This window comes from Bacillus sp. FCW2, assembly GCF_021228595.1.
In the GTDB taxonomy this organism is placed as follows: Bacteria; Bacillota; Bacilli; order Bacillales; family Bacillaceae; genus Bacillus; species Bacillus velezensis.
This window is the reverse complement of the sequence record NZ_CP089436.1, coordinates 1,385,125-1,411,334: the sequence shown is the minus strand read 5'-3', so window position 1 is coordinate 1,411,334 and position 26,210 is coordinate 1,385,125. Positions and strand designations below refer to the sequence as shown.

29 protein-coding genes are annotated in these 26,210 nt (G+C 46.7%); all 29 read right to left on the bottom strand.

Annotation, left to right across the window (positions count from 1 at the left end):
• Nucleotides 1-21: 21 nt before the first annotated feature.
• The 29 genes from ypjB to spoIVA all read right to left on the bottom strand — a co-directional run bounded on the left by ypjB (nucleotide 22) and on the right by spoIVA (nucleotide 26,073).
• On the bottom strand, nucleotides 22-804 hold the full coding sequence (gene ypjB / locus K3G25_RS07135) for a sporulation protein YpjB (protein WP_025649791.1): 783 nt from the start codon (nucleotides 802-804) through the stop codon (nucleotides 22-24).
• Between the two features lie 67 nt (nucleotides 805-871).
• The gene (locus K3G25_RS07130; protein ID WP_021494235.1) at nucleotides 872-1,465 is read right to left on the bottom strand and encodes a lipoprotein heptaprenylglyceryl N-acetyltransferase LhaT; all 594 of its coding nucleotides are present in this window, start codon (nucleotides 1,463-1,465) and stop codon (nucleotides 872-874) included.
• 107 nt (nucleotides 1,466-1,572) lie between these two features.
• Nucleotides 1,573-2,340 carry a menaquinol-cytochrome c reductase cytochrome b/c subunit gene (locus K3G25_RS07125; RefSeq protein WP_007409471.1) on the bottom strand — a complete coding sequence of 256 codons (768 nt, stop codon included), beginning with the start codon at nucleotides 2,338-2,340 and terminating at the stop codon, nucleotides 1,573-1,575.
• 31 nt (nucleotides 2,341-2,371) lie between these two features.
• A complete protein-coding gene (qcrB, locus tag K3G25_RS07120; RefSeq protein ID WP_003153485.1) occupies nucleotides 2,372-3,046 on the bottom strand; it encodes a menaquinol-cytochrome c reductase cytochrome b subunit in 675 nt (224 codons plus the stop codon).
• A gap of 1 nt (nucleotide 3,047) precedes the next feature.
• Nucleotides 3,048-3,551 (bottom strand): Rieske (2Fe-2S) protein, encoded by a 504-nt coding sequence (locus K3G25_RS07115; protein ID WP_003153484.1) that lies wholly within the window; start codon nucleotides 3,549-3,551, stop codon nucleotides 3,048-3,050.
• Nucleotides 3,552-3,688: 137 nt separating this feature from the next.
• Nucleotides 3,689-4,135, bottom strand: a complete 447-nt coding sequence (locus K3G25_RS07110; protein WP_003153483.1) for a YpiF family protein — start codon at nucleotides 4,133-4,135, stop codon at nucleotides 3,689-3,691.
• A gap of 54 nt (nucleotides 4,136-4,189) precedes the next feature.
• A complete protein-coding gene (locus K3G25_RS07105) occupies nucleotides 4,190-4,729 on the bottom strand; it encodes a ReoY family proteolytic degradation factor (RefSeq protein WP_003153482.1) in 540 nt (179 codons plus the stop codon).
• A gap of 73 nt (nucleotides 4,730-4,802) precedes the next feature.
• Nucleotides 4,803-6,074, bottom strand: a complete 1,272-nt coding sequence (locus K3G25_RS07100) for a tetratricopeptide repeat protein (protein ID WP_014418250.1) — start codon at nucleotides 6,072-6,074, stop codon at nucleotides 4,803-4,805.
• 317 nt (nucleotides 6,075-6,391) lie between these two features.
• On the bottom strand, nucleotides 6,392-7,678 hold the full coding sequence (aroA, locus tag K3G25_RS07095) for a 3-phosphoshikimate 1-carboxyvinyltransferase (protein ID WP_182071789.1): 1,287 nt from the start codon (nucleotides 7,676-7,678) through the stop codon (nucleotides 6,392-6,394).
• 11 nt (nucleotides 7,679-7,689) lie between these two features.
• On the bottom strand, nucleotides 7,690-8,805 hold the full coding sequence (locus K3G25_RS07090) for a prephenate dehydrogenase (RefSeq protein ID WP_061862633.1): 1,116 nt from the start codon (nucleotides 8,803-8,805) through the stop codon (nucleotides 7,690-7,692).
• A gap of 51 nt (nucleotides 8,806-8,856) precedes the next feature.
• Nucleotides 8,857-9,939 carry a histidinol-phosphate transaminase gene (hisC, locus tag K3G25_RS07085; RefSeq protein ID WP_121984472.1) on the bottom strand — a complete coding sequence of 361 codons (1,083 nt, stop codon included), beginning with the start codon at nucleotides 9,937-9,939 and terminating at the stop codon, nucleotides 8,857-8,859.
• Between the two features lie 11 nt (nucleotides 9,940-9,950).
• The gene (gene trpA, locus K3G25_RS07080) at nucleotides 9,951-10,748 is read right to left on the bottom strand and encodes a tryptophan synthase subunit alpha (RefSeq protein ID WP_232489636.1); all 798 of its coding nucleotides are present in this window, start codon (nucleotides 10,746-10,748) and stop codon (nucleotides 9,951-9,953) included.
• Nucleotides 10,741-11,943: a tryptophan synthase subunit beta gene (gene trpB, locus K3G25_RS07075; protein WP_101287830.1), complete on the bottom strand. Its 1,203-nt coding sequence runs from the start codon at nucleotides 11,941-11,943 to the stop codon at nucleotides 10,741-10,743. The genes trpA and trpB overlap by 8 nt, the downstream gene beginning before the upstream one ends.
• Entirely contained in the window at nucleotides 11,924-12,577 is a 654-nt protein-coding gene (locus K3G25_RS07070) for a phosphoribosylanthranilate isomerase (RefSeq protein WP_232489635.1), read from the bottom strand. Before K3G25_RS07070 ends, trpB begins: the two co-directional genes overlap by 20 nt.
• 4 nt (nucleotides 12,578-12,581) lie before the next feature.
• Entirely contained in the window at nucleotides 12,582-13,334 is a 753-nt protein-coding gene (trpC, locus tag K3G25_RS07065; RefSeq protein ID WP_232489634.1) for an indole-3-glycerol phosphate synthase TrpC, read from the bottom strand.
• On the bottom strand, nucleotides 13,327-14,343 hold the full coding sequence (gene trpD / locus K3G25_RS07060) for an anthranilate phosphoribosyltransferase (RefSeq protein WP_014418258.1): 1,017 nt from the start codon (nucleotides 14,341-14,343) through the stop codon (nucleotides 13,327-13,329). Before trpD ends, trpC begins: the two co-directional genes overlap by 8 nt.
• Nucleotides 14,315-15,862 (bottom strand): anthranilate synthase component I, encoded by a 1,548-nt coding sequence (trpE, locus tag K3G25_RS07055; protein WP_014418259.1) that lies wholly within the window; start codon nucleotides 15,860-15,862, stop codon nucleotides 14,315-14,317. The genes trpD and trpE overlap by 29 nt, the downstream gene beginning before the upstream one ends.
• A gap of 223 nt (nucleotides 15,863-16,085) precedes the next feature.
• A complete protein-coding gene (gene aroH, locus K3G25_RS07050; RefSeq protein ID WP_003153463.1) occupies nucleotides 16,086-16,469 on the bottom strand; it encodes a chorismate mutase in 384 nt (127 codons plus the stop codon).
• Nucleotides 16,466-17,554 (bottom strand): 3-dehydroquinate synthase, encoded by a 1,089-nt coding sequence (gene aroB / locus K3G25_RS07045; protein WP_014418260.1) that lies wholly within the window; start codon nucleotides 17,552-17,554, stop codon nucleotides 16,466-16,468. Before aroB ends, aroH begins: the two co-directional genes overlap by 4 nt.
• Nucleotides 17,554-18,726: a chorismate synthase gene (gene aroC / locus K3G25_RS07040; protein WP_003153459.1), complete on the bottom strand. Its 1,173-nt coding sequence runs from the start codon at nucleotides 18,724-18,726 to the stop codon at nucleotides 17,554-17,556. Before aroC ends, aroB begins: the two co-directional genes overlap by 1 nt.
• A 71-nt stretch (nucleotides 18,727-18,797) precedes the next feature.
• Complete coding sequence (locus K3G25_RS07035; RefSeq protein WP_021494243.1) at nucleotides 18,798-19,568, bottom strand: protein-glutamate O-methyltransferase; 771 nt, start codon at nucleotides 19,566-19,568, stop codon at nucleotides 18,798-18,800.
• 189 nt (nucleotides 19,569-19,757) lie between these two features.
• Nucleotides 19,758-20,204, bottom strand: a complete 447-nt coding sequence (gene ndk, locus K3G25_RS07030; RefSeq protein ID WP_007409456.1) for a nucleoside-diphosphate kinase — start codon at nucleotides 20,202-20,204, stop codon at nucleotides 19,758-19,760.
• Between the two features lie 120 nt (nucleotides 20,205-20,324).
• Complete coding sequence (gene hepT / locus K3G25_RS07025) at nucleotides 20,325-21,287, bottom strand: heptaprenyl diphosphate synthase component II (RefSeq protein ID WP_003153454.1); 963 nt, start codon at nucleotides 21,285-21,287, stop codon at nucleotides 20,325-20,327.
• A gap of 28 nt (nucleotides 21,288-21,315) precedes the next feature.
• A complete protein-coding gene (menG, locus tag K3G25_RS07020) occupies nucleotides 21,316-22,017 on the bottom strand; it encodes a demethylmenaquinone methyltransferase (RefSeq protein ID WP_003153453.1) in 702 nt (233 codons plus the stop codon).
• Nucleotides 22,018-22,022: 5 nt separating this feature from the next.
• Nucleotides 22,023-22,778 (bottom strand): heptaprenyl diphosphate synthase component 1, encoded by a 756-nt coding sequence (gene hepS, locus K3G25_RS07015; RefSeq protein ID WP_007409455.1) that lies wholly within the window; start codon nucleotides 22,776-22,778, stop codon nucleotides 22,023-22,025.
• Between the two features lie 156 nt (nucleotides 22,779-22,934).
• A complete protein-coding gene (gene mtrB, locus K3G25_RS07010) occupies nucleotides 22,935-23,162 on the bottom strand; it encodes a trp RNA-binding attenuation protein MtrB (protein ID WP_003153449.1) in 228 nt (75 codons plus the stop codon).
• Nucleotides 23,163-23,182: 20 nt separating this feature from the next.
• Entirely contained in the window at nucleotides 23,183-23,755 is a 573-nt protein-coding gene (gene folE, locus K3G25_RS07005; protein WP_154817540.1) for a GTP cyclohydrolase I FolE, read from the bottom strand.
• Nucleotides 23,756-23,941: 186 nt separating this feature from the next.
• Nucleotides 23,942-24,220 carry a non-specific DNA-binding protein Hbs gene (gene hbs / locus K3G25_RS07000; RefSeq protein ID WP_003153447.1) on the bottom strand — a complete coding sequence of 93 codons (279 nt, stop codon included), beginning with the start codon at nucleotides 24,218-24,220 and terminating at the stop codon, nucleotides 23,942-23,944.
• Nucleotides 24,221-24,594: 374 nt separating this feature from the next.
• On the bottom strand, nucleotides 24,595-26,073 hold the full coding sequence (gene spoIVA, locus K3G25_RS06995; protein WP_003153438.1) for a stage IV sporulation protein A: 1,479 nt from the start codon (nucleotides 26,071-26,073) through the stop codon (nucleotides 24,595-24,597).
• Nucleotides 26,074-26,210: the final 137 nt, after the last annotated feature.

The following is a 26,210-nucleotide window of genomic DNA, read 5'->3' as shown; positions in this document are numbered from 1 at the left end:
CTCCTTTACAGCAATTTGTGTTTATTTAGACTTAGGATACTCACGCTTTTTCTCTTTCTTTTTTTCCGCTCTGTATTTTCGGTAGCCGACATATGTCAGCGCAGTAATAATGATACCGCCTGTTGTCAGAATGACCCAGAGCAGCGAAGGATCAGCGTCATCCCGCTCCACCTTGTCAAAAACCCGCTTTAAATCCTGCTGCAGGAGCGTCAGACGCTCAAGCTTTGTTCCTTTTGTCATCTGCTGAAACCCTTCCTGCTCAATTACCTCGATATGTTTCGCCACCGTATCAAGCTGGCCGGCCGACACATCCATTGTCAGGCTGGGATAAATTAAATCATATAATGATATAAATTCATTCCACTTTTCATTGAAATTTTCACTTCCGTTTCCGCTGACATCTTCTTTTAAGGCGCTGAATGTCGCCATAATCGGTCTTTCAAGCGAACCCCACAGCGGATCGGAGTGGTCTTCCATCGCATCCATTACCAACCTGAACTGGGCGGCTGCCCGGATTTTTTCGTTATCTGAGGCGTCTGCCTGTTTCAGAACGCGCACTAAATCATTGAAACCCAGAGTCACCTGCCTGACTTCGGCGCCGTTCAGTGAGTTTACGTGTGTCATTTTTTTCTTAAAGTAGCCAAGCACTTGCAGAGCCTCATCATACTGCGAATGCCGCGTCATTTGGAAAACGGTATCCGAAAGGTCGTTCAGTTCCTTGAGACCGCCCTCATCTTCAGCTTTGGCAGTTGTGATGAAACACATAAGAGCAAGTAAAAGACAGATCGTCAGCTTTCGTTTCATAGAGGTCCCTCCCACTCCTTCTCTTTACAGAATATGAGGAGCGGGACAAGGTTAGACCAAGATTCTATCAGTGTAAGTCAAGCTTTATCCGTCTTTTGGAAATCACCAAATAGTATGCAAGGCCGAGTGAAAATATGCTCAGCCAGAATGTAGCATAGCCGATCTCTTGCATATAGTCATTGAGCATTGAGTAGCGGGGCATCATGCCGAAAAGATAATCAATGACATCATTATGAAGCGTCCAAACAGCGGCAGCGGCAAGATGCCATAACCGGAACCGAAAATACGGGCTGTATAAAACGCCTTGAACGGCCATGGCAAAATGTGAAGCAATCAGCATGTACCCTTCCCAAGGCATCTGCCCCATTTTGGCCAACACAAAGACATTCATTCCGACCGCCCACAGCCCGTATTTTACAAGAGTTACAAGAGCCAGCGCTTCAAACAGCGGCGCGTTTCTTTTCATGAGAAATGCCAGAAGCACGAACAGGAAGAAAAACGTCGCCGTCGGGCTGTCAGGCACAAATATCAGAAATCGGAACGGCGTGTCCGCAAGCTGAGGCACATACCAATAATAGCCGTACACCGTACCGATAAAATTAACGGCAAGAACAAGCAGAAGCATGCCGCGCAACCCTAAAAGATAAGAAATCCACCTCATACCATCAACTCTCAGTCCGTAAAAAGTATGTATCATGCAAAAAAAGCTGACATCCGGTCAGCTCTTTTCATAAAAGTATATCCTGCTATTGTCTGCTTCACAATACGTTATTTCGCTGTCGTTTCAGAAATGAACTTCGCCAGCTGATCAAGCTGTTTGTCATTCCCTTTAAAAATACCGGCTGGCATCTGCCCTTTCCCTTTGACGGCGATTTTTTTAATTTCTTCCGGGCTCAGCCCGTTATCGACCAGGGACGGACCGGCGCTTCCGCCTTGAAGATTATCCCCGTGACAGGAAATACAGCCTTGTTCTTTAAATACCTTATAACCGTCTGATTCAGTATCAATGGCGGCTTCTTTTTTGATTTTCCCTTGCTCCTCCGCCTTCGCCCAGTCATGCGTCGCGACTGACTGCCACGTTAAAAAGACCGTAGCGCAAAGCGCCAAAAGCATCATCCCGACCGCAACCGGACGTTTCCACGGCCTTCTTTCAGACCCCCTGTCGAGAAACGGAGCCAAAAGCAGCGACCCGAAGGCAAGACCCGGTATAATCATCGCGCCGATAACGGTGTAGCTCCCTGCGGCATATTCATATTTTAATAGCTGGTATAAAAATAGAAAATACCAATCCGGCAGCGGAATATACCCTGTATCCGTCGGGTCCGCCACCCGTTCTAAAGGCGGCTCGTGCACAATCGTTAAAACGAGAAATCCGACGAGGAAAACGGCCCCGACCATCCATTCTTTCAGCAGGAAATTCGGCCAAAACGCCTCTGTCTTTCCAGGATACTCTGAATAGTCTTTCGGTATATTCGGTTTTTTTTCAGCCGGTATCCTTGAATCTCCTACAAACTTCATTCCTTTCCCCCGGTGCATGTCATCCCCTCCCTTTTATATCAGATTTGTATTAAAGCGGTCCTGAAATTCCCTGCTTGCGGATCATGACAAAGTGGGCGCCCATGAGCGCAAACAAAGCGGCAGGGAGAAAAAATACGTGAATCGCAAAAAATCTCGTCAGCGTTTGGGCGCCGACAATATCGTGGTGGCCGGCAAGAAGAGTTTTCACCTGCGCTCCGATCAATGGCGTCGCCTCCGCAATCTGAAGACCTACCTTTGTCGCAAACAGCGCCTTCATATCCCACGGAAGCAGATACCCTGTAAAACCGAGACCGAGCATCACAAAAAAGATCAGAACACCGACGATCCAGTTCAATTCCCGAGGCTTTTTATAAGCTCCCTGAAAGAAAACCCGCAGCGTATGTAAAAACATCATCACAATGACTAAACTTGCGCCCCAATGGTGCATACCCCTTACAATCTGCCCGAAAGCGACTTCATTCTGCAAATAATACACGGATTCCCACGCGTTTTTTATATCCGGCACATAATACATCGTTAAAAACATCCCGGACAGCACTTGGATAACGGTTACAAAAAACGTCAAACCGCCGAAACAATAGACAAAAGCCGAGAAATGGTGAGCGGGATTTACATGTTCCGGCACTTCATGGTCGGCGATATCCCGCCACATCGGCGTAATATCGAGACGTTCATCCACCCAGTCATAAATTTTATTCAGCATGTCACCCTTCCCCCCTAGGCTTTGCTTTTCCAAGATACAAAAAGCCGTCCTTTACTTTTTGCTCATAACGGTCAAGAGGCGCGAGCGGCGGCGTGCCCGGAACGTTCGTGCCGTCTTTTTCATACAGCCCGTAATGGCAGGGACAAAAGAATTTGTTCGGATTTTTAGGATCATTGTTCCAGTTTACGGTGCAGCCCAAATGTTTACAGATCGGAGAAAGCGCTATAATTTCATCCCCGTGCTTGTAAACCCAGGCTGACCTGGATTCTTCCGATTCGTACCAGGCGTCGACTTGATGAATTTTAAAGTCAAACCGCTTCGGCTCCTTCGTCAGCTCATCCACACTGACAACCTGCACCATTTTTTGATCTCCCGTCGGTTTTAATACCGGGTCCAGCGCAAAACGGACCATGGGCATAAGCGCACTGGCGGCCATAAATCCCCCCACGCCGGTGAGCGCATAGTTTAAAAATTGTCTTCTTGATATATCTTGTTTTCCGCCCATCTCTTCCCCCCCTAAAGATTGACCAAAAATTAACTAAAATAGAAAATAATTCAGAGATTTGACACCCTCATAATATATGAATCTTTCAGCAAGGTCAACAGAGGCAAAACGGGTGTTTTGCGGGATGTATGGAGTTTTTAAGAATTGTTCCACTTCTGTAACAAAACGTTCAAAATTTCTCCGCACTTGTCATCCGCTATTTTTCTCTTTAAAGAGTCTTTCATATGTTCAAACGGAACGGCAGGTATGTATATGACATCAGACCCTATTTCAGAATCCTTCCATTTTTCGTCTGCCGTCAGGAACAAGGCGTGCCGGAAGTTGGTCATCACCTCTTCTTTAAGTTTTTGAAGCAGGGCGATTTGTGATTGGTCTATATCAACATATGTATAAGAGGGGAATAAATATACCCGTCCCTTCAATTGGCGCTCAAGCTCTTCAGAAAGCAATTGGGTGCTTTCCCCCTGTTCAACGGCCTCTTTTAAGCCTCCTGAAGATGTTATGGAAATTAACGGAATGACAGCGGTATCAATGTAATCCGCAGATTGTAAATAGGCATCGGCATCAGCGGCCCTCCATCTCATGTCTCGTTCCTCCTCTTTACGCAACAAGCCTTGCATACTCTGCAAGGCTGTCATTTATGTGAGCTGATTCAATTGGCGGGAAAGCTTTTCAAATGTTTCTTTGTCGTGGCGGTCCAGCGCCTCGTCGATATCTTTAAGCAGCTTTTCCCGCTGGAAAGTGGAAATGGCATGTTCTAATATTTTTTCAGCCATCCCCTGATCCTGTTTATTTTCAAACAGGTCTTTCGGCAGATGCGGATTTGATTCAAGAACAGCGGCATATTCCGGTGAGCTGTAGGCCGAACGGAAATTCAGCTGGATAAATAAATCCTGCTGTTTATTTAACCGGATGTCGTGAAAAGATTTTTCCGCGTCCGTAGTCATGACATTTTCTTTGTAAAACCTAAACGGCACCTCATCAACGCAATGAGTAGACATGATAATGCCTCGCGGGCAAAATTCAGCTTGTTCTACAAAATGGACTTTTTCCATTAATGAATCATGACTCATTAAATAATTTAAAATCCAGACGCACTCCCGGCGTTTAAGCTGATAATGATTTAAAAACCAACGGATAAAATCCTTTTTTTCATTGACAGAAACAGGGGTCTGCATGTAATTCCCTCCTCTATCGATCGTATAATCTGACATCACTTATACATTCAGCAAGCGTGGTCCAAAATCCTGCTTATCTTAAAAATTCATCCTCTATCCGTAAGATTGTTTCTTCAAGCTCTTCGTTTGTTCCATCCATTGAAAGCACTTGTTTTAAAAGCGGCAGCGCTTCTTTCTGGAGACCCTCTTCCAATAAGAAGTGAGCGTATTCATATAAGAAATCCCGATCATCCTGATAATGGAGATACGCAGCTTCGAAGCTTTTTTTCGCTTCAGCGTATTGCTCAAGGCCTGTATAGGCACCCGCCAAATACCAATTGTATTTCGGATCTTCTTCTCCGTAGCCGCGGACTTCCTGAATCAGATCAATAATCTCTTCAAAGCTTTCTTCTTTATGATAGACGGCTAAAAGCGTATGGAGCGCTTCCACGTAACCCGGATCGAGCGCCAGCGCTTCCTGAAGAAGCTTTTTGCCTTCCTCTTCGTTGCCGAGCTTTAACGCCATTTTCGCCGCATAGAGAAAAAGCTCTTTATTGTATTCATCGTAAGTAATACCTTCTTTAGCGGTTTTTAATGCATCTTCATACATGCCTTCTGCCTCGTAGCTTTTTGCAAGCGGCATATAAAGCGATGAATAGGAAGGATCAAGCCCTTTTAAATCAGACAGCTGCTTGATGGCTGTTTTGACCATTCCCGCCTGATAGGCTGTGAACCCGTACCCGAAAATCGTATTCGGTTCTGTATGTTCTGCCGCCGCTTTTTCATACCATGAAATCGCTTCCTCAAATTCACCCGCCGCGCTCAATGACTCAGCCAGCCTCTGATGAACATTTACGCCGCCGATTTCGTGCCGTTCTTTTGCCGTCTCTTCATAGTACGGAACGGCTTTTGCGTATGACCCCTGAGTGAAGTATAATTCCCCCAGAGCGAAATCAATAACAGGTTCATCTTGTAACATCGCTTTCGCCTGTAACAGCTTTTGCTCACTTACTTCAAATAAGCCCTGCATCTGATACAGATCAGCCATTAAAAGAAGGCTTTCCGCGTAAGACGGGTCTTCCGGAGAAATTGTCTCCAGCACCTCAAGAGCTTTTTCTTCTTCATCAATATCTATTAACAATTCGGCGTAAAAATTCGTCAGCTCAGACTCATCCGGATAAAGGTCATGCAGATCACTGATCAGCGCTAACGCTTTTTCGGCGTTTCCCCATTCATAGTAGAGCTGGGCTGCAATGGCTTTGTCTTCGTCATGAAGCTGCGTTTCAGCTTTTGAAAGCGCTTTGAGTCCCTTTTCGGTTTCACCTGCTTCAACTAATTTTATGGCTTCTTGAATCAATGTATTCAAATCAGACCGGTCCTTTCTTTTCCTATACCTCATCAACCAATGAAAAGGGTTTTTATTCGGGTTATTCTTATCATAATTCAGACAGGGCCTGCCCGCAAATAAGATGCTTCACCCGGCATTATAGTTTATCAGAAAATGGTTAAGAGGAAAACGGCAAAAAAGGGGACGGCATCTTTATACGCAAACAGCGCAATTTGTTCCGGCTGTTTCTGTAACGAAAACGCATTCCCCCTTTCTTTTATTTTTCTGTTTAAGACAAGCTATGTCAAAGCCCAAGATTTTATGACACATGAAGAAAAAAGCCCGAAGAATCGTCTTCAGGCTTTTTTGGCTAATTGATCTAAATGCTCAAAAAATGACGGATATGAGACATGGATCGCCTCAGTATCACGGATGTCAATCGGCTCTTCTGTCAGGCATGAAGCGATACCGAGCATCATGCCGATGCGGTGGTCGCCGTGGCTTGACACATCGGCTCCGCCCGCAAGCGTTTTATTGCCGTGTATTTTCATGCCGTCTTCAGTCGGTTCAATGTCTGCACCGATTTTCCGGAGCTCTGATACGACGGTGTCGATCCGGTTCGTTTCCTTCACCTTCAGCTCCGCAGCGTCTTTAATGACAGTTGTGCCTTCAGCCTGCGTTGCCAAAAGGGCGATAATCGGGATCTCGTCAATTAAACGGGGAATGATTTCTCCGCCGATTTCTGCCGCTTTCAGATCTGAAGTTTCAATAACCAGGTCTCCGTAAGGCTCCGCGCTGTCCGCTTCTGAAGGAATCACTTCAAGTGAAGCCCCCATTTGCTTTAAGACATCAATCATTCCCGTGCGTGTCGGATTCAGGCCGACATTTTTCAGCACAATCCGGCTTCCGGGAACGACAGCACCTGCCGCGAGGAAAAAGGCTGCTGAAGAAATATCGCCGGGCACGAAAATATCAGCCCCCCGAAGCTTCTGACCGCCCGTTACGGAAGCGCTCGTCTCCGTTTCCGCAAGCTTGGCGCCAAAAGCGTTCAGCATCCGTTCCGTATGGTCTCTTGATTTATGAGGCTCAGTGACGGTTGTCGTCCCTTCAGCCTGCAATCCGGCAAGCAGCACGGCGGATTTGATCTGCGCGCTTGCAACAGGGGAGACGTAATCAATGCCTTTCAATTGTCCGCCTCTTACGGATAAAGGCGTAAATCCTCCGTCCGCTCTTCCGTCAATCGCGGCTCCCATCTGTTTTAAAGGCTCTGTCACCCTCTTCATCGGGCGCTTTGCAATGCTTTCGTCCCCCGCTACCGTACTGTGAAATGGGCGTCCGGCTAAAATGCCGAGCATCAGGCGGATGGTCGTGCCGGAATTTCCGACATCAAGAAGGCTGTCAGGCTCACTAAGTGCGTCAATGCCCTTCCCGTATATCGTTACATCACTTCCGTTTTGTTCAATGGAGACACCCATTTTTCTGAAGCAGGCAATGGTGCTCAGACAATCGGCTCCGGGCAAAAAGTTTTTTACCGTTGTCGTTCCTTCCGCAAGCGCTCCGAACATAACAGAACGGTGGGAGATGGATTTATCCCCCGGAATATGAATTTCACCGTTTAAAGACGTCACTTTTTCTCTTTTCAATGTTTTCCACCTCAGTCAGCGTAAAATGTGTCATATTTAGCGCGGGATTGAATGCAGGTTTCCGCCCGCTTCCTGTCATCATCAGTCTGGAAACTGATTCTGAGAATTCCGTTAATATCTTCTCTTGTTTCGATAATGCGGATGTTGGTGATACTGATTTTTTCTTCTGCCAATATCGCCGTAATTTCCGAAATGACCCCCGGATGATCGGGAACATCGACATAAAGGTCATAAAAGGACGGGATCGCTCCTTTTTGACGGAGCGGCAGACCGTCGCGATAATCTTTCGCTTTTTTAAAATATCCGAACAGGCTGTCCGCATCTTCATTTTCTACATAAGATTCGATCGTGTCAATCTCCCATTTCCATTCTTTGAAGCGGTCAAGCAGTTTATCTTTGTTATGAAGAAGTATGTCCCTCCACATCGCCGGACTGCTTGAGGCGATCCTGGTGATGTCCCGAAAACCGCCGGCTGCGAAACGTTTCAAAAACGGATAATCTTCTTCAGCATGATGAGCCTGATGTACGAGGCTTGCAGCAACGATATGAGGGAAATGGCTGATGACGCTCGTTACGCCGTCATGCTCCTCGGGAGTCATCTCCACAAAGTGGGCGTTTGCCGCTTTCAAAAGTTCCTTCAGATGCGTTACTGACTCTTTAGAAGTTGATTTTCCGGGTGTTAAAATGTAAAACGCATTTTCGAATAAAAATTCTTTCGCGGCAGCGGCCCCGGATTTATGAGATCCCGCCATCGGATGGCCGCCGACAAATTGATAGTGAGCCGGAAGCACTTTGTCGGCGTAGCTGACGACTTTCTGTTTCGTGCTGCCGACATCCGTAATCAGGAGTTCATGGGTGATGTCTGATGCGGCCAGCACATCGAGCATTTTCAGCGTTTGGGCGACAGGCGTGGCGATAATGACAACAGACGCTTGCTGCGCCCCTTCCGTAAATGAGCCGGCCCGCTCGTCAATAATTCCGAGCTTCAGCGCGGCAGTGAGCTGTTCTTCCGAAATATCCACACCGATAATCCGTTTATGCGGATGCTCCTTTTTGATGGCCAATGCGATCGATCCGCCGATCAGCCCGATCCCCGCAAGCAATATAGTATCCTTCATTTCACTCATTTCCTTTTTCAACTATTTTAATAGAGCAAAGAGGTGATGCCTGATCACCTCTTATAATATTGCAGCTAAAATTGTGAGAATTTCCTCATTCTGCTCTTTCGTACCGACCGTAATCCTTAACGCTGTCGGAAATCCGAGCGCCTGTCCTGAGCGGACGATATATCCTTTTTCCAACAGGGCTTGGAACAGTTCATCCGCCGGGCGGTTAAAATCAATGAGCACAAAGTTGGTTTGTGAAGGATAACAAGTTAATCCGTGAGTTTCTGCAAAATCATAATACTGCTTAAGGCCTGCTTTATTTTTCTCGACGCATTCCCGAATAAATATCTGGTCATCAAGCGCTGCCAGTGCCGAAGCCTGACCGATTCTGCTCGTATTGAACGGCTCTCTCGCCGGTTCAATCTGGCGGATCAGCGCTTCGTCCGCAATGCCGTATCCGACACGCAGCGCGGCAAGTCCGTACGCTTTAGAGAAGGTGCGGAGGATCATGACATTCGCATATTGCTTTAAAAGCGGAATGCTTTCTGGGTAATCTTCCGCCGTGACATACTCGTAGTACGCTTCATCAAGTACAACGAGTATATGCTCGGGAACTCTGTTTAAAAAGGCAATTAGCTCTTGCTCAGAAGTATATGTCCCTGTCGGATTATTGGGGTTGCATACCCATATGACTTTCGTCTCGCCGTCAATTGCTTCCAGCATCCGGTCCAAATCATGAGCGCCGTCACTGCGGAGCGGCACCTCGCGCACCTCAGCGCCTTCAATCACCGCATTGTGTCTGTATTGCGGGAAAGTCGGGGCGGCGGTAATCGTGTTTGCCTGATCATTTAATAAAGAACGGCAGATAATCTGCACTAGCTCATCAGAGCCGTTGCCGAAAATGATCGAAGATTCACTGACCTGCAGATGCTCACTGAGCCGCGTTCTCAAAGCGGCACTGTAACCGTCGGGATACAGCGCAAGCTGCTCAATCTCCTGATGCAGCGCATCTTTAGCGGCCTGTGAACAGCCGAACGGATTTTCGTTAGAAGCGAGTTTTACTACTTTCTCAAGCCCGTATTCCATTTTCACTTCTTCTATTGGTTTGCCCGGCTGATACGGTTTCAGCTGTCGCAGCTGTTCTTTAATCTGCAAATCCAGTCACCTCATTTTACACTGTACAGTCGTCCGAACGTCTTTGCGTATTCTTCAAATTCAAGAAGCGCATCAGCTCTTGTGCCGGGATTCACAAGCTTTGTTTTAAGCTCTTCAACTTTTTTGACAAGCGCGCTGCCGACAACGACACCGTCAGATATTTCATTCATCCTGTCAACCTGTTTGCGGTTTGAAATGCCAAAACCGACCGCCACCGGAACAGAGCTGAATTCTTTCACCTTACGAATGAAAGAGTATACAGACGGATCGAACTCGCTGCGTACGCCCGTCACTCCTAAAGAGGATACACAATACACAAAGCCGCAGGCCTGTTCAGTAATTATTTTCAAACGGTCTTCACTTGTCGGCGCAACCAGTGAGATATAAGCGATGTTCTCCTTTTTGCATGTCATTTGCAAAAGGGCGTTTTCCTCTAATGGAAGGTCGGGTACAAGCAGACCGTCTATGTCGTTTTCCCGCAGTAAAGCGAAAAAGCATTCTTTATCTAATTGTAACACAGGATTATAATACGTAAAGAGGATAATTGGAATATGAACGCCGTTTTTTTTCATTTTGCCGCCAAGTTCAATTGCTTTTACGATATTCATTCCGTTTTCCAGAGCCCGTTTTGAAGCCCGTTGTATGACGGGTCCGTCCGCGAGCGGATCTGTGTAAGGAACGCCGATTTCAAGGGCAGAAGCGCCTGCATTCTGCAATGATATTGCCAGCTCAACAGAAATGTCAGGAAGCGGATCGCCAGCTGTAATAAAAGGGATAAATAATTTTTCAGAATCTCGCAGATTAAACATGTGTCTCCACCCCGTTTTCCAAAACATTCATCAGCGTATGAACGTCTTTATCTCCTCTTCCCGATAAACTGACGAGAATGATTTTATCTTTATCCATGTCTTTTGCCATTTCAAACGCTTTTGCCAGGGCGTGGGCAGATTCAATAGCCGGAAGAATACCCTCTGTTTCAGAAAGCAGACGTAACGCGGCAATCGCTTCATCGTCTGTCACGCTTTCGTACGTTACACGGCCGCTTTTATGCAGATAGGCGTGCTCAGGGCCGATCCCCGGGTAATCAAGGCCTGCTGAAATGGAATACGGTTCGATAATCTGCCCGTATTCATCTTGTATTAAATAGGTCATTGAACCGTGAATCACCCCGAGCGTCCCTTTTGCGATCGTTGCCGCATGCAGCGGCGTATCAATTCCTTTTCCGGCCGCCTCGGCGCCGATCAGCTCAGTATCTTCGTCTAAAAAGGCCTGAAAAATGCCCATCGCATTGCTTCCGCCGCCGACACATGCAACAACCTTATCCGGGAGCGTTCCTTCAACCCGGCGGAGCTGTTCTTTCGCTTCCTCGCCGATGATTTTCTGGAATTCGCGAACGATATACGGATACGGGTGCGGCCCCACTACAGAACCGATAAGGTAGAAATGATCTTCACAATGCTGGACCCAATACCTGATTGCCTCATTCGTCGCATCTTTCAGCGTGCCGTTGCCGCTTGTGACCGGCACCACTTCCGCGCCGAGCAGTTTCATCCGGAATACGTTCAGCGACTGGCGTGCAACGTCTTCTTCACCCATAAAAACCGTACACTTAAAACCGAATTTTGCGGCGGCTGTCGCGGCAGCCACACCGTGCTGTCCCGCACCGGTTTCGGCGATGATTTTCGTTTTGCCCATCTTTTTGGCAAGCAGAATCTGGCCTAGCGCGTTGTTAATTTTATGAGAGCCGGTATGGTTTAAATCTTCTCTTTTCAGATAGATTTTCGCCCCTCCCAAATACTCCGACACCCTGTCTGCGAACGTTAATGCGGTCGGTCTTCCGGAGTAATCAAACAATAGTTTTTTATATTCGGCATGAAAAACGGGATCATTCCTTAATTCTGTGAAAGCCGTTTCGATTTCCTCAAGGGGCCGCATCAATGTTTCAGGGACAAATTTGCCGCCGAATTCGCCGTATCTTCCGATTTCATTTGGATATGGATACATAGTGGTTCATCCTTTCTTCTAAAATCCGGATCAGTGTTTGATCCTTTTGTCCGTTTTTTTCAATTCCGCTGGCAAGATCTATACCGCACGGACGCGATCTCAGTAAGCCGGTAATCGTTTCAGGATTAACGCCGCCCGCGATAAAACAGCGCTTGTTTGCATTTTGAGCCTGCTTTCGGTACAAGGGGACACGGGCCCATGAAAACGCGATTCCCGTGCCGCCTCTCATTCCTTTTACTGAAGAATCAATGACATAACCGTCGACAGCAGGTGCGAATTGAGCCATCTGACGGAGCGTCCCTTCCCCGTGATGGAGCGCTTTCCATATCTCCGAGCGCACTAGCGGGCGGAGGCGGAGGGCATCCTCAGGCGATTCATCACCGTGAAGCTGGATGACGTCAAGTGCCAGATCAGAGGCGATTTGCGCGATGTTTTCTATCGTTTCATTTACAAATACTCCGACATGTTTCTTGTCTGTCCGGACCTGCTCTTTCCATTTCCGGATCTCATCCGGCGTTACTCTCCGTTTGCTTGCGGCAAAAATAAATCCCAGATAATCCGCTTCTGAAGCTGCCGCAAGTTCATAATCACGCTTCGATCGTATTCCGCAGTACTTTAACTCAGGCTTTTTCATATCGTCACTCCCCGAACAGTCCGCGGATCGCCTTTTGCTGCGAATCCTCTCTCATTAAGGATTCTCCGGCCAATACAGCCTGCGCCCCGTGCTTGTTGACAAATTGCAGGTCAGCCAAAGAACCGATGCCGCTTTCGCTGACCAGCAGGCAGCCGTCCGGTACAAGCTGCGCTATTTTTTCCGTTTGCGAAACAGAAGTACGGAACGTTTTTAAGTCCCGGTTGTTTATGCCGAGAATGTCCGGCTGAAACACTTGTAAAATCCGTTCAAGCACAGTTTCATCATGGATTTCAACGAGAACGTCCATGCCCTTCTCGCGGGCCTCTAGATAAAGCTCATGAAGCTCTGAAGGTTCCAGCGCTTCCCCGATCAGCAAAATGGCATCGGCGCCGATCCTGAACGATTCCTCCACCTGAAGGGAATCAATAATAAAATCTTTTCTCAGCACGGGAAGAGACACGGTTTGTTTAACATCTGTCAGAAATTGATTTCTCCCCTGAAAAAAACGGGTATCCGTGAGAACTGAAAGGGCGTCGGCTTTAGCCGCTTCATAATCCGCCGCAATCGTTTCCGGAACAAAATGCTCTTTAATCAATCCTTTAGACGGCGAAGCTTTTTTCACTTCGGCAATCAGCCCGATAAAACGGTTCGGGTTCAGGAGCGCTTTTTTAAAGGATCTCCGTTCAATTTGACAGGTTTCCGGCAGCACGATGGATTTTATTTCTTCTTTTTTCTGCTGAATGATTTGATCAAGCATACATTTCTTCCTCTTTCTGTTTCAGACGTTCGAGCTGCCTTTTAGCATCTCCGTTTTGAATCGCTTCTAAGGCGGTTTTCGTTCCTTCTTCCAGATCGTTTGCAAGACCTGCCGTATAAATGGCCGCGCCCGCATTTAAGGCGGTAATATGCAGAGCGGATGACGGAGCTTTATTTGCAAAAATATTCTGAATGAGGAGCGCGCTTTCTTCCGATGAACTCACTTGAATATCCTTTAGTGAACCTTCTGTAAAACCGAATTGTTCAGGTGAAACGGAATATTCCAGACGTTCACCGTTTTTCAGTTCAATGATATCGGTCGGTGCTGAGATGGACAATTCATCTAATCCGTCACGGGCAGAGACAAGCATGACGTGTCTGACATCAAATTGTTCCAAAGCGCTTGCCATCAGGCGCGCTTTATCAAATGAATAGACGCCGATCACCTGCCGCTTCACCTGCAGCGGGTTGCTGAGCGGGCCCAGCAGATTAAATACGGTTCGGAAGCCAAGCTCTTTTCTTGCGGCGGCGACGTGCTTCATTGACGAATGAAACAGCGGCGCAAACAAAAACCCCATTTGTTTCATTTCAATGCTGCGTTTGACGCTGTCTGGAGTGGCTTGAATGGAAACCCCCAGCTTTTCCAGCACATCCGCGCTGCCGCTTTTAGACGAAACGGAGCGATTTCCGTGCTTGGCAACTTTAGCTCCGGCGGCAGAAGCTGTAATTGCCGCTGCCGTGGATATGTTAAACGTAGAAATCCCGTCTCCGCCTGTTCCGCACGTATCAACGACATCCGCCAAGCCACCTGATGTCTGTGCCCGCGCCCGCATCACTTTTACAAATCCGGCAAGCTCCTCCGCCGTTTCACCTCGGTGGGCTAACACCGATAAAATCCCGCCGATCTCAGACTGCGACATGTCCCCGTTCATCATCATTTCCATCAGCTTTTCAGCTTCTCCGGTTTTCAGCGTACGGCCATTAACGCACGATTGCAGAAATTTGTTCATCCGTCTTCTCCTCCCCGCCAGAAAAGATGTCTTCTGCGATTTGAATCGTTTTTAAAAGCGCCCCCGCTTTGTTACAGCTTTCTTCATATTCGGCTTCCGGGACGGAATCGGCGACTATTCCCGCGCCCGCCTGCACCGATGCCGTACCGTTTTTGACACTCATGGTGCGGATGGTAATACACGAATCAATTGACCCGTCAAATCCGATATAAGCGATACATCCGCCGTAGGTTTCTCTGGAAGTCGGTTCTAATTCATTTAAAAGCTGCATCGCGCGGATTTTCGGAGCGCCCGTGAGTGTTCCTGCCGGGAATGCTGACATCAGCGCGTCAACGGGATGGACGCCCTGTTTTAAACGGCCGGTTACAACAGAGATGATGTGCATCACATGTGAAAAAGAAACGACCTTTGTGAATTCCGGAACGGCTACGGAACCGTACTCCGCAACTCTGCCGATGTCATTGCGCGCCAGATCGACGAGCATGTAATGTTCAGCTTTTTCTTTTTCGTCATTCATCAGCTCTTTTTTCAGGCGTTCGTCCTCTTCTTTTCCGGCGCCCCTTCTTCTCGTTCCGGCAATCGGATGAATTTCCAGGTGCCTGTCATGCACGCGGATCAGACGTTCAGGCGAACTCCCGACAATGTCTCTGTCAGGCAGTTTGATATAGTACATATAGGGTGAAGGATTGATGATGCGGAGCACCCTGTACAGCTCAAATGAATGTCTGGATACCGGAATGTCAAACTTTTGCGAAAGCACCCCTTGAAAAATGTCTCCCGCTTTTATATATTCTTTCAGTTTATTAACACCGGCCATAAACTCTTCTTTCGTATAATTGGATGTCACATCGGCAAAACTTGGCGTGTCAAACGTTTCTTTAGAAAAAAACGGCTCTTTCATATCTTTCGATTCTGTCAAAATACCGATAAGCTTACGAAGCTCCGCGCAATTTTCTTTAAAAACGGCCCGCTTTTCTTCCTCCGTCTCCCGACCGTTAAGCTCCGCATATTGAATGAAATGCACTTGTTTCGTTTCGTGGTCGTACGCGATGATTTTCCGGCAGACAAACAGCATGCATTTTTCGAAATCTGTTTCTTTCGCGTGGCTTGGCACGGAAGGCTCAATCAAAGGAATCATGTCATAGCTCAGATAACCGACAGCCCCTCCCGAAAATGGGATATCAAGCTCGGGTGTTTTAATGCGGAAGCTCTCATTCATCCAGTCAAGCACGGCTTTTAATTCTCCCGCTTCAAACAGCGTATGCCCATTTGGATCAGCGGCAGTGAATGTGTTATGACTCTCTTTAATGGTGATAAAAGGATCGAGGCCGATAAAAGAGTATCTCGACCAGCTTGACGACTCATCCTTGCTTTCTAAAAGATACGTAATGTTTCTGTCCAGTTTTTCAACCATCTGAATGGGTGTGATCGTGTCGACCGTAAAAGTCTCTGCGATTGGAATGGTGCGGTGTGTCAGACTGTCCTTTAAAAATAAAGAAACATCCGATTGTAAATTCATGATTCTCCTCCTTACGGTAAGGAGAATGAGATGAAGAGTGAGAGGAGTCTTGCGTATAAGAAATAAACCCAAAAGAAAGGATTCTTTTGGGCAGAATAAAAACGTGTTTATCTCAGCTCAGCTAAACTCATTCTCTGCTACCCTATTCTAAACTCAACTGTTCAATATCTTACTTACCAGCTCTATACACACTCTTGTGTATTTCTAAGCTTTGTTTATCGTATTACATGTCAGTATTTTTTGTCAATGATAAATCCGGCCTTAACACAACGGCTTTTTCTAAATAGACATGCTTGATTTCATCCTGAGGCGTATCCGTCTGAACCGTCATCAGGACACGGATACACTTTTGCAGAGCGCCGGTGACATCCATTTCCTGCATGCACGTCACCGGGACGTACTGCCACCCGGAAAGGCGGCGGACCGCTTTTGCCGGAAATACGGAATGGATATCAGGCGTGGCGGATAACAGGATCTGCACAACGTCTTCCGGCTTGCATCCATTTTGTTCAATGATTTTTTCAAGCAGCTGCTGTGTTTTTTCTAAAATTTCTTGTTCGGTGTCTTGTTCCACCGTTGTTGCTCCGCGAATGCCGCGTATCATCATGCTGTTTCCTCCATTCGCCATTTGTTCAGCAAATTTTCGAGCTCATCTTTTGAAAGCATGCAGTCCCGCGCTTCGCCTAATTCTTTTAACACGATGAACTGTGTCATGCCTCCGCGCGTTTTTTTATCATTCATCATCCGGGCGGAGAGAACCGGCGTTTCAATATCTTGTCTGATGCTTCCCGGGTAGCCGAGCCCAATCAGCCATTGCGTGAGTTCTTTTCTGTTCATCTTGCATCCCGCAACCTGTTCACTCACGTAAAGGGCAAACTGCATGCCGAGGGCGACCGCATCTCCATGTGTAATCCGGCCGTATCCGTATTCCGCCTCAACGGCATGGCCGAGCGTATGGCCGAAATTCAGAAAAGCTCTTATCCCCTCTTCCTTTTCGTCCTCACGCACGACGGCCGATTTGATTGAAATTCCTTTATAAATCATTTCATTCAGCTCAGCGCTTGTCAGTCCTTGCAACGTGTCAAACGTGAGAAGTTTTTCTAAAAAAGCATGATCGGCGATAAACGCATGTTTAATCACTTCAGCCATACCCGATCTCAGCTCTTGTTCCGGCAGGGTTTTCAGTAGCTCCGTATCGTAAATCACCGCTTTCGGCTGATAAAACGCGCCGATTAAGTTCTTTCCGAGTTTATGGTTGACGGCCACCTTGCCGCCGACCGCGCTGTCATGGGCAAGCAGTGTCGTCGGCATTTGAATGAAATCAATTCCGCGCATAAAAGTTGCTGCGCAAAAGCCGGCCAAATCACCCGTCACGCCGCCTCCGAAGGCGATCATACATGAGGAGCGGTCCATATTGAAAGCGATCGCTTCCGTTTGAATCCGTTCATACTCTTTCAGAGACTTCGCTTCTTCTCCGCTTGGAACGATCACTTTTTTCACGGGCCATGTTTCGTTTAAAAGCCGGAACATCTCATCACCGTAAAGCCGGTCAACTTCAGCATCGATGATGAGAAGGATCTTTGTCAGCGGCCTGTTCAGTGAAGACAAAAGGGCAGCGGCCTGTTTCCTTATGCCTTCACCGATATACACGGGATATGCGGAGGTAGCTGTCCGAACCTCAAGCTCTTTCATCAGAATTCCCTCGATAGTTTTTTCATGTTTTCAACATTTTCTTTAATGCGGTCGATCTGGTCAAGCCCGAATTGTTCGACGACGGCATTTGCGATTTCCCAGGCCACTGCTGCTTCAGCCACTACACTTGCTGCCGGAACCGCGCAGCTGTCTGAACGTTCAATGCTCGCTGTAAACGGTTCTTTCGTTTCAATGTCGACACTTTTCAGCGGCTTGTACAAAGTAGGGATCGGTTTCATAACGCCGCGGACGACAATCGGCATTCCCGTCGTCATACCGCCTTCTAATCCTCCGAGCCTGTTTGTGGCGCGTGTATAGCCTTTCTCTTCATCCCATACGATTTCATCATGAACTTCACTGCCGTTTTTGCCGGCCGCTTCAAAACCGATGCCGAACTCGACGCCTTTAAACGCGTTAATCGACAGAACGGCAGCAGCGAGCTTGCTGTCCAGCTTACGGTCATAGTGGACATAGCTTCCGACACCGACCGGCATACCTTCGACGATCACTTCAACGATTCCGCCGATCGAGTCGCCGTTTGCCTTCGCTTCATCAATGGCTGCCATCATTTGACGGCCTGCTTCTTCATCGTAGCATCTGACCGGTGATTCTTCCGTTACCCGTTTGAGATCCTCAATGGATGTGTAATCGGTTTTCTCTGCTTTTACGCTGCCGATTTGCAGGACATGCCCGGCGACTTTAATGCCAAGCTCCGCTAAAATCTTTTTAGCGACGGCTCCGGCAGCCACGCGAACCGTTGTCTCACGCGCGGAAGATCGTTCTAACACATTTCTCATATCGCGGTGATTATACTTAATAGCACCGTTCAAATCTGCGTGTCCCGGTCTCGGTCTTGAAATCTGGCGCTTCATTTCACTTTCTTCTTCTTCTGTAATCGGTGCGGCGCCCATGATTTTTGTCCAGTGAGTCCAATCTTTATTTTCTACAACGAGCGCGATGGGTGAACCGAGGGTCCGGGCATGCCGCACGCCGCTCGTGATCTTCGCTCTGTCCGTTTCAATCTGCATGCGGCGTCCGCGGCCGTGCCCTTTTTGACGTCTGGCAAGCTCAAAATTAATGTCTTCTTCAGTTATATAAAGCCCCGCAGGCACACCTTCTATAATTGTCGTCAGCTGCGGACCGTGTGATTCTCCGGCTGTTAAGTATCTCATTTCTTTTTTCTCCCTTCATCGCATTAACGCTTTTAAGTAAAACTATACCACAAGTTTTCATTAAATGTCTTCTATCTTTTTTGATAAAAAAATGTATCAGTGCTCTCAAGGCCGAATTTTTCCGGGCTGAAAATTTGTTCTGTACTGCCGACAAACAGAATTCCGTTCTTTTTCAGACTGCCCGCCATTTTCACATACAGCTCTTCTTTTGCTTTTTCAGTAAAATAAATAAAGACGTTGCGGCAGACGATCAGGTCAAAATCCTGTTCATAGCTGTCGGCAAGCAGGTTGTGCCGCTTAAACCGGATGTTTTTCTGAATCTCTTGTTTTACTTGATAGCTGCTGTCAGCCTGCTTGGTGAAATAACGGCTTTTCACGGAAGCCGGCACCTCTTGCAGCGAGCGTTCCTGATAGATGCCCCGCTTGGCTTTGCTTAGCGCCTTTTCATCAATATCTGTCGCCAATATATCAAATCCGGCCAGTCCCGTCTGCTGATTGAGAATCATAGCCAAAGTATAGGGCTCCTCTCCCGTTGAACAGGCCGCACTCCATATTTTTAACGGTTTGTTATGCTTTATTAACGGAAGAATTGAGGTTTCAAGAACTTCCCACCGTTTATAATTTCGGTAAAATTCAGAAACATTGATCGTCATTCTGTCCAATGTTTCGTTTAATAAAAGCTTGTCCTTTTCCAAAGCGGCGGCAAATTCCTGAAAATCTCTGAACCCCTTCTTTTCATAAAGGGACGTCAGCCGCCTTTTCATCTGTGCTTCTTTGTATAAAGATAAATCAACGCCGGTTATTTGTTTCCACTTGGTGATAAAAATGTCGTAAGGCTCCATTGCTTCTCTCCCAATCTCGCTGTCTTTTGTCCTAGTATAGCCTGTTTTCTGTCGAAATTGTACGATTTCAATAAAAAAATCAGCCCGCGGGCTGATTTGTGAGAAACGAAAAGACAGGGCAACACAGCCTCTGTCTTTCATAAATGATGTAAACCTTTTCATAATACGAGAAAAAGAAAGGCTGACGGCTTAGTACACCCAGTCGGCCATTAATTTTTGATACGGTACAAGCTCTTCCTGTTTAAAGAAAATGTGAATTTCCCGCTCAGCGCTTTCTAAGGAGTCTGAACCGTGAATGATATTTTTGCCGACAAACATGCCGTAGTCACCGCGGATCGTGCCCGGCAGTGCATCTTTCGGGTTCGTTTTTCCGATCAGCTGTCTTGTGATCTCTACTACATTTTCCCCTTCCCATACCATTGCAAATACGGGTCCTGATGTAATGAATTCCACAAGCTCGCCGAAAAACGGCTTCCCTTTATGTTCAGCATAATGGTTTTCAGCCATCTGTTCTGAAACTTGCATTAGCTTGGCTCCTGCCAATTGTAAGCCCTTACGCTCAAATCTGGATAAAATCTCTCCGATCAGCTGGCGCTGTACGCCGTCCGGTTTTACCATGATAAAAGTTTTTTCCATAAGATTCTCCACCCCATCATTATGTATAGGCTTTCAAGTTGCACACCGAAATCGTAACATCTTTCTGACAATTAATCAATCCAGGGCGGAGAATGTTCACATCTTGTTCGTAAAAGGAATTTAAAATTTCCGTTTGCCGATATATTTGGCGATGGCGGCCAATGATGAGCGCGCCCGTCCTCTCGGCAGTGTATTCAGTTTTTCAAACGCTTTTTTTAAGTACCTGTCACTGACGGCCATTGATTTTTCAATCGCGTCTGTGCGTTTAATATTTTCAATAATGGGGGCGAGCTGCTCCTGTGTTGTTTCACTGTTAATTAATTTCAGCTGATTTTTCAATTCAGGCTGACGGAGCGCGTACAAAACGGGCAGAGTGACATTTCCTTGCAGCAGATCCCCTCCGACCGGTTTTCCCAGTTCCTCTTCCGTTGAAGTGAAATCAAGAATATCGTCAATAATCTGATAGGACATGCCCACGTAATAACCGAACCAATATAATGCTTTATGAATTTTCTCATCAGCTCCCGAAGCGATGGCGCCGAGCTGGCAGCTGACGGCAATGAGAAGAGCCGTTTTCCGTTTGATGCGGCGCAAATAGGTTCTGAGGTTTTGCTCCATATTGTATTTATCTCTGATCTGTTCAATTTCTCCGAGGCATACTTCTACGATGGTTTTGGACAGGATCCGGTGGGCTTTCGGCTCATCCAATCTCGTCATCATCTCAAGTGAGCCCGCTAGCATATAATCACCGGTATACATGGCGATGCGGTTGTCCCACTTGGCTTTGATGGTCGGTTTTCCCCTCCGCAGCTCGGCGTCATCAATGACGTCGTCATGCACGAGGGACGCCATATGAATCATTTCCAGCGTCACCGCAACATATTTTATTTTATTAATGTCATAGTCGCCGAACATGCCGGAAAGCAATACGAAAACGGGGCGGATCCTCTTGCCTCCCGCCTGGAGCAGATGGAGCCCGGCTTCACTCAGCAAGGGATAGTCTGACCGCACCGTTTGCTCAAGCTCCCTTTCGATCACATCAATATCGTCATTTAAAAAAGAATAGGCCATTTTAAATTTCATATCATTCACCCAAACATCTGTATATTCATCATTTCCAACCGATATGCGTAGCGGCCACTCCGCCGGTAAACGAATGGTATTTGACATTCGTCAGGCCCGCTTCTTCAAACAGACGCGCAAGTTCTTTCATACCGGGAAATTCTCTTGCCGATTCTTGAAGCCAAGAATATTCTTTATAGCTCTTCGCAAACATTTTTCCGAAGAAAGGCATGATGTATTTAAAATAAAGAAAATATGCCTGTCTGAATCCGAACATTTCCGGCTGGGATGTTTCCAGACATACGACCTGCCCGCCCGGTTTGACGACCCGCCGCATTTCTTTCAGCACGGTCAGATAGTCGGGAACGTTTCGCAGCCCGAAGCCGATGGTGACAAAATCAAAAGAATCATCAGCGAAAGGAAGCTCCATCGCATTTCCGTGCAAAAGCTCAATTTGGCTGTAACCGCCCTCTTTCACTTTTTTCTCACCGATGCTCAGCATATTTTTGCTGAAATCCAGTCCTTTGATTTCGCCGCTTTTTCCGGCCGCTTCTGCGAGGGCAATCGTCCAGTCAGCCGTTCCGCAGCAGACATCAAGCGCTTTTGCGCCTTCTTTTACATTCATGATCTGCATCGTTTTATCGCGCCATTTTTTATGCTGCTGAAAACTGATAACAGAGTTCATTTGGTCATAATTTTTATAGATTTTTTCAAACACGCCGTGTACGCGCTGTTCTTTTGACTCTTGCATGTTGATTACCCTTCTTCCACTTTCTGATGATATGTTTTGTCCTGGCTGATCGCCTTAAGCCGGTTCAGCATGAGGTTTTGGATTGGTGAATTGAGCGGCAGCAGCGTTTCAATGCTTTGCTTTGCCTTTCGGAAGCTATCTTCCATTATGTCAGCCTTTGATTTCCCTGACTTTACAATATTGCCGATGACATCGAGAAATATAGCATTGCCGTTCATCAGCCGCTTATATACAAAAAAATCACTCGCCAGCTCTTTCCAGCGCGGAAGATTAAAGTGGTCTGACACTCTGTGAAACAGGGCCGCTTCCACAATTGCCATGCTTTCGATCAATTGATTCAAGTCATTGACAGACCGATCGTACAGACGGATTTTATGCTCATTGATTTCTTTAATTGCCGTAGCGAGCGTCCGTATCATATAGATATCCTTCATTTCAGATAAAAGCGAATAATACAGTCCGCTGAAATAGTCGCCGGCAAGCACGGTGAGCTGCCGGTTTTTATTTTCGTCTCGCTTTAACGCTCTGGCTGTTGTCACTTCATCGTGGGTATCAAGGGCGCTTTGGACAAGCATCGCAGTTACTATGTAATTTTCTCTGTCGTTGTTCTTAATGTCCGCCTCTTCAAACAAAGCGTGAAAAAGAAGAAGCTTATCCTCATCGATTTTAGGCGCAGAAATATGTTTCGCTAAATAAGGATGAGACAGCTTTTGTTTTAATTTCGTATTTAGATTCGCTAAAGTTCCGTAGATGTCTTGCAAAAATATCACCCTTGTCCCCAAATTCACATTTATTCTAATATGTATGAGATTTACTCGTCATTATTATACGCAGGTATCATTATAGCATAAAAAAAAGAAATTGGCTGTATTCTCCCGCCGTTTGCGGGCATTTGGCAAAAGCGGGAAACAGCCGGCTTATTTTTTTTCGCTGTTCATTTCTCCGTAAGCGGTCTGGATGAGGGCGTTGCCTCTCACTTTGATGGCAGAGGTATGCTCAGTAAACTGAGCGATAATTACTTCGCCTTTGTCCAGTTTTTCGGAATGGTGAAATTTCGTATCCGTTCCTCTCGTTAAACCGATGACGTTCACGCCGTCCTCGACCGCTTTAATGACGACAAAATCACTTGAATGCTTTGAATTCATATCTGCACCCTCTATCATTATTAATCCGCACGTTTAATATGTTCTAACACTTCGGAACGCGCCGCTGCATCATCTTTAAAAATACCTCTTACAGCGGAAGTCACTGTTTTTGCACCCGGCTTTCTTACGCCCCTCATCGTCATGCACATATGCTCAGCTTCGACGACAACCATGACGCCGTGGGGCTCTAAGGTCTCTACGATGCTTTCGGCAATCGTTGAAGTGATGCGCTCCTGCAGCTGCGGGCGTTTTGAGACGGCTTCCACCGCCCGCGCCAATTTACTCAGGCCCGTCACTTTGCCGCCGCGCGGAATGTAGGCAATATGCGCTTTTCCGTAAAAAGGAACAAGGTGATGTTCACACATGGAATGAAACGCGATATCTTTTACAAGAACAAGCTCCTCATGGTCTTCTCCGAAAACGGTTTTAAAGTGTTCTTTCGGGTCTTCATTTAATCCCGAGAATACTTCCGCGTACATTTTTGCCACGCGTTTCGGCGTATCTAAAAGCCCTTCCCGGTCCGGGTCTTCTCCAATCGCCTCTAAAATCTGGCGAACCGCCTGTTCAATCTGTTCTTTATTAACTTCTTTCATTGTCTGTGTCCTCCACCATTGAATACATTTAATTTCGATTCTAGCACATTTGCCGCGCCAAAAGCAAAACGAAAGTCCTGCCCGGTGACCGAGGCTGCTTAAATATGAAAAGCCCCTTTATCAAGGGGCTTTTCTGTGAAGAAACAAAGTGTATGTATCAGATGCATACACGATCTATATTCACAATTATTTTCCTGCAACAGCGTCTTTAAGAGCTTTACCTGGTTTGAAAGCAGGTACCTTGCTTGCAGGGATTTCGATTTCTTCACCTGTTTGCGGGTTACGTCCTTTACGTGCAGAACGCTCGCGCACCTCAAAGTTACCGAAACCGATCAGTTGGATTTTATCACCGTTTTTAAGTGCATCTAAAATCGTATCAAAAACAGAATCAACTGCTTTTGTAGCGTCTTTTTTAGACAATTCGCTTGCTTCAGCAACCGCATTGATTAGTTCTGTCTTGTTCATGCCTTTCACCTCCTCCCAAAAGGGTATCAAATCAGCAGTTTATTATCATTTCTTCACAGTTCAGCCTGATTCTAAACCTGTCTGATAAAAAATCAAAGCAGGGAAGAACAGACAAGTAAACGGCTTTTCATAAGAAAACAGACACTTTGAGGAATGTTTGTCCAACAAAGTGAAGATTTTCTGTATGTAGAGTAACACATATAAAAAGCCATATCAAGCATTTTAAAGCCTCAATCCCTTGCTCGTCAAGGTTTTCACGTGTTTTACCGAACAAATATTCCTTTTTTTGCTTTTTTCCTCCTAATCCTTGATTGATTTCCAGTATCTAAAAAGAATAAAAAAAGACCCCCCGTTTCAGGAAGAGGTCCTTCAGCTTACAAAATAATGGCGATCAGGCCGCCTGAGCCTTCGTTAATAATTCTCTCCAGCGTTTCTTTCAGTTTATATCTCGCATTTTCCGGCATGAGTGACAGTTTTGCGGAGATTCCTTCTCTTACGATAGAGCTCAATGATCTGCCGAAAATATCGGAGTTCCAGATAGAAAGCGGATCATCTTCAAAGTCCTGCATTAAGTAGCGGACAAGCTCTTCACTTTGTTTTTCCGTCCCGATGATCGGCGCGAATTCACTTTCCACATCCACTTTGATCATATGAATAGACGGAGCGACCGCTTTGAGCCTTACTCCGAACCTTGATCCCTGCCTGATGATTTCCGGTTCATCAAGGCTCATATCGGTTAAGGCCGGGGCGGCAATGCCGTAGCCGGTCTGTTTCACCATTTTCAGCGCATCTGATACCTGATCATATTCTTTTTTCGCGTGGGCGAAGTCCTGCATTAATTCAAGCAGGTGGTCTTTCCCGCGGATTTCAACGCCGACCACTTCTTTTAAAATCTGGTCATATAAATGATCCGGCGCATACAAATCAATTTCTGCGACACCCTGGCCAAGTTCGATTCCGGCCAGACCGGCGCTTTCAATAAACTCAAATTCACTGAAGTGGCCGACAACCCGGTCGACATCGCGCAGGCGTTTAATATCTTTTACGGTTTCTTTCACTGATTCCTGGTAGCTCTCTCTGAGCCAGTGATTTTCCTTCAGCACCATGACCCAGCTCGGAAGGTTGACATTGACTTCCAGAACAGGGAACTCGTAAAGCGCTTCTCTGAGGACGCTTAACACATCTGTTTCCCGCATGCTTTCAACACTCATGGCGAGGACGGGAATATCATATTTCGCGCTTAATTCAGCTCTGAGCGCTTCTGTTTCCGGGTGGTACGGTTTTACCGAGTTGATGACCATAATAAACGGTTTGCCGACTTCCTTCAGCTCGTCGATGACTCTTTCTTCCGCCTCCACGTAATCGCCCCGCGCAATATCGCCGATTGAGCCGTCTGTCGTAATGACGACCCCGATTGTGGAGTGTTCCTGGATGACTTTTCTCGTACCGATTTCCGCTGCCTCATGAAAGGGAATCGGTTCTTCGTACCAAGGTGTATTGATCATTCTCGGGCCGTTTTCATCCTCATATCCCTTCGCCCCGGGAACCGTATATCCCACACAATCCACAAGCCGGATGTTGACATCAAGTCCTTCCGCGACATGAACGGACATGGCTTGATTCGGGACAAATTTTGGTTCTGTGGTCATTATCGTTTTTCCTGCTGCGCTTTGCGGAAGCTCATCCTGCGCCCGCGCTCGATCGGCCTCATTGCTGATATTCGGGAGCACCACGAGCTCCATAAATTTTTTAATGAATGTAGATTTCCCTGTACGGACAGCGCCAACGACTCCTAAGTATATATCGCCCCCTGTTCGTTCAGCGATATCCTTGAAAATATCGACCTTTTCCAAGTGATCCCCTCCCGGACTTCCTATCCTTATCATTTTTCATTCACCATTCTCCAATCAAATACAGGACACTATATGTGTATGACGTTGTCCTATTTCAATATGACATCTTTAGAAAATTTTCAGGCAGTCTTTTCTAT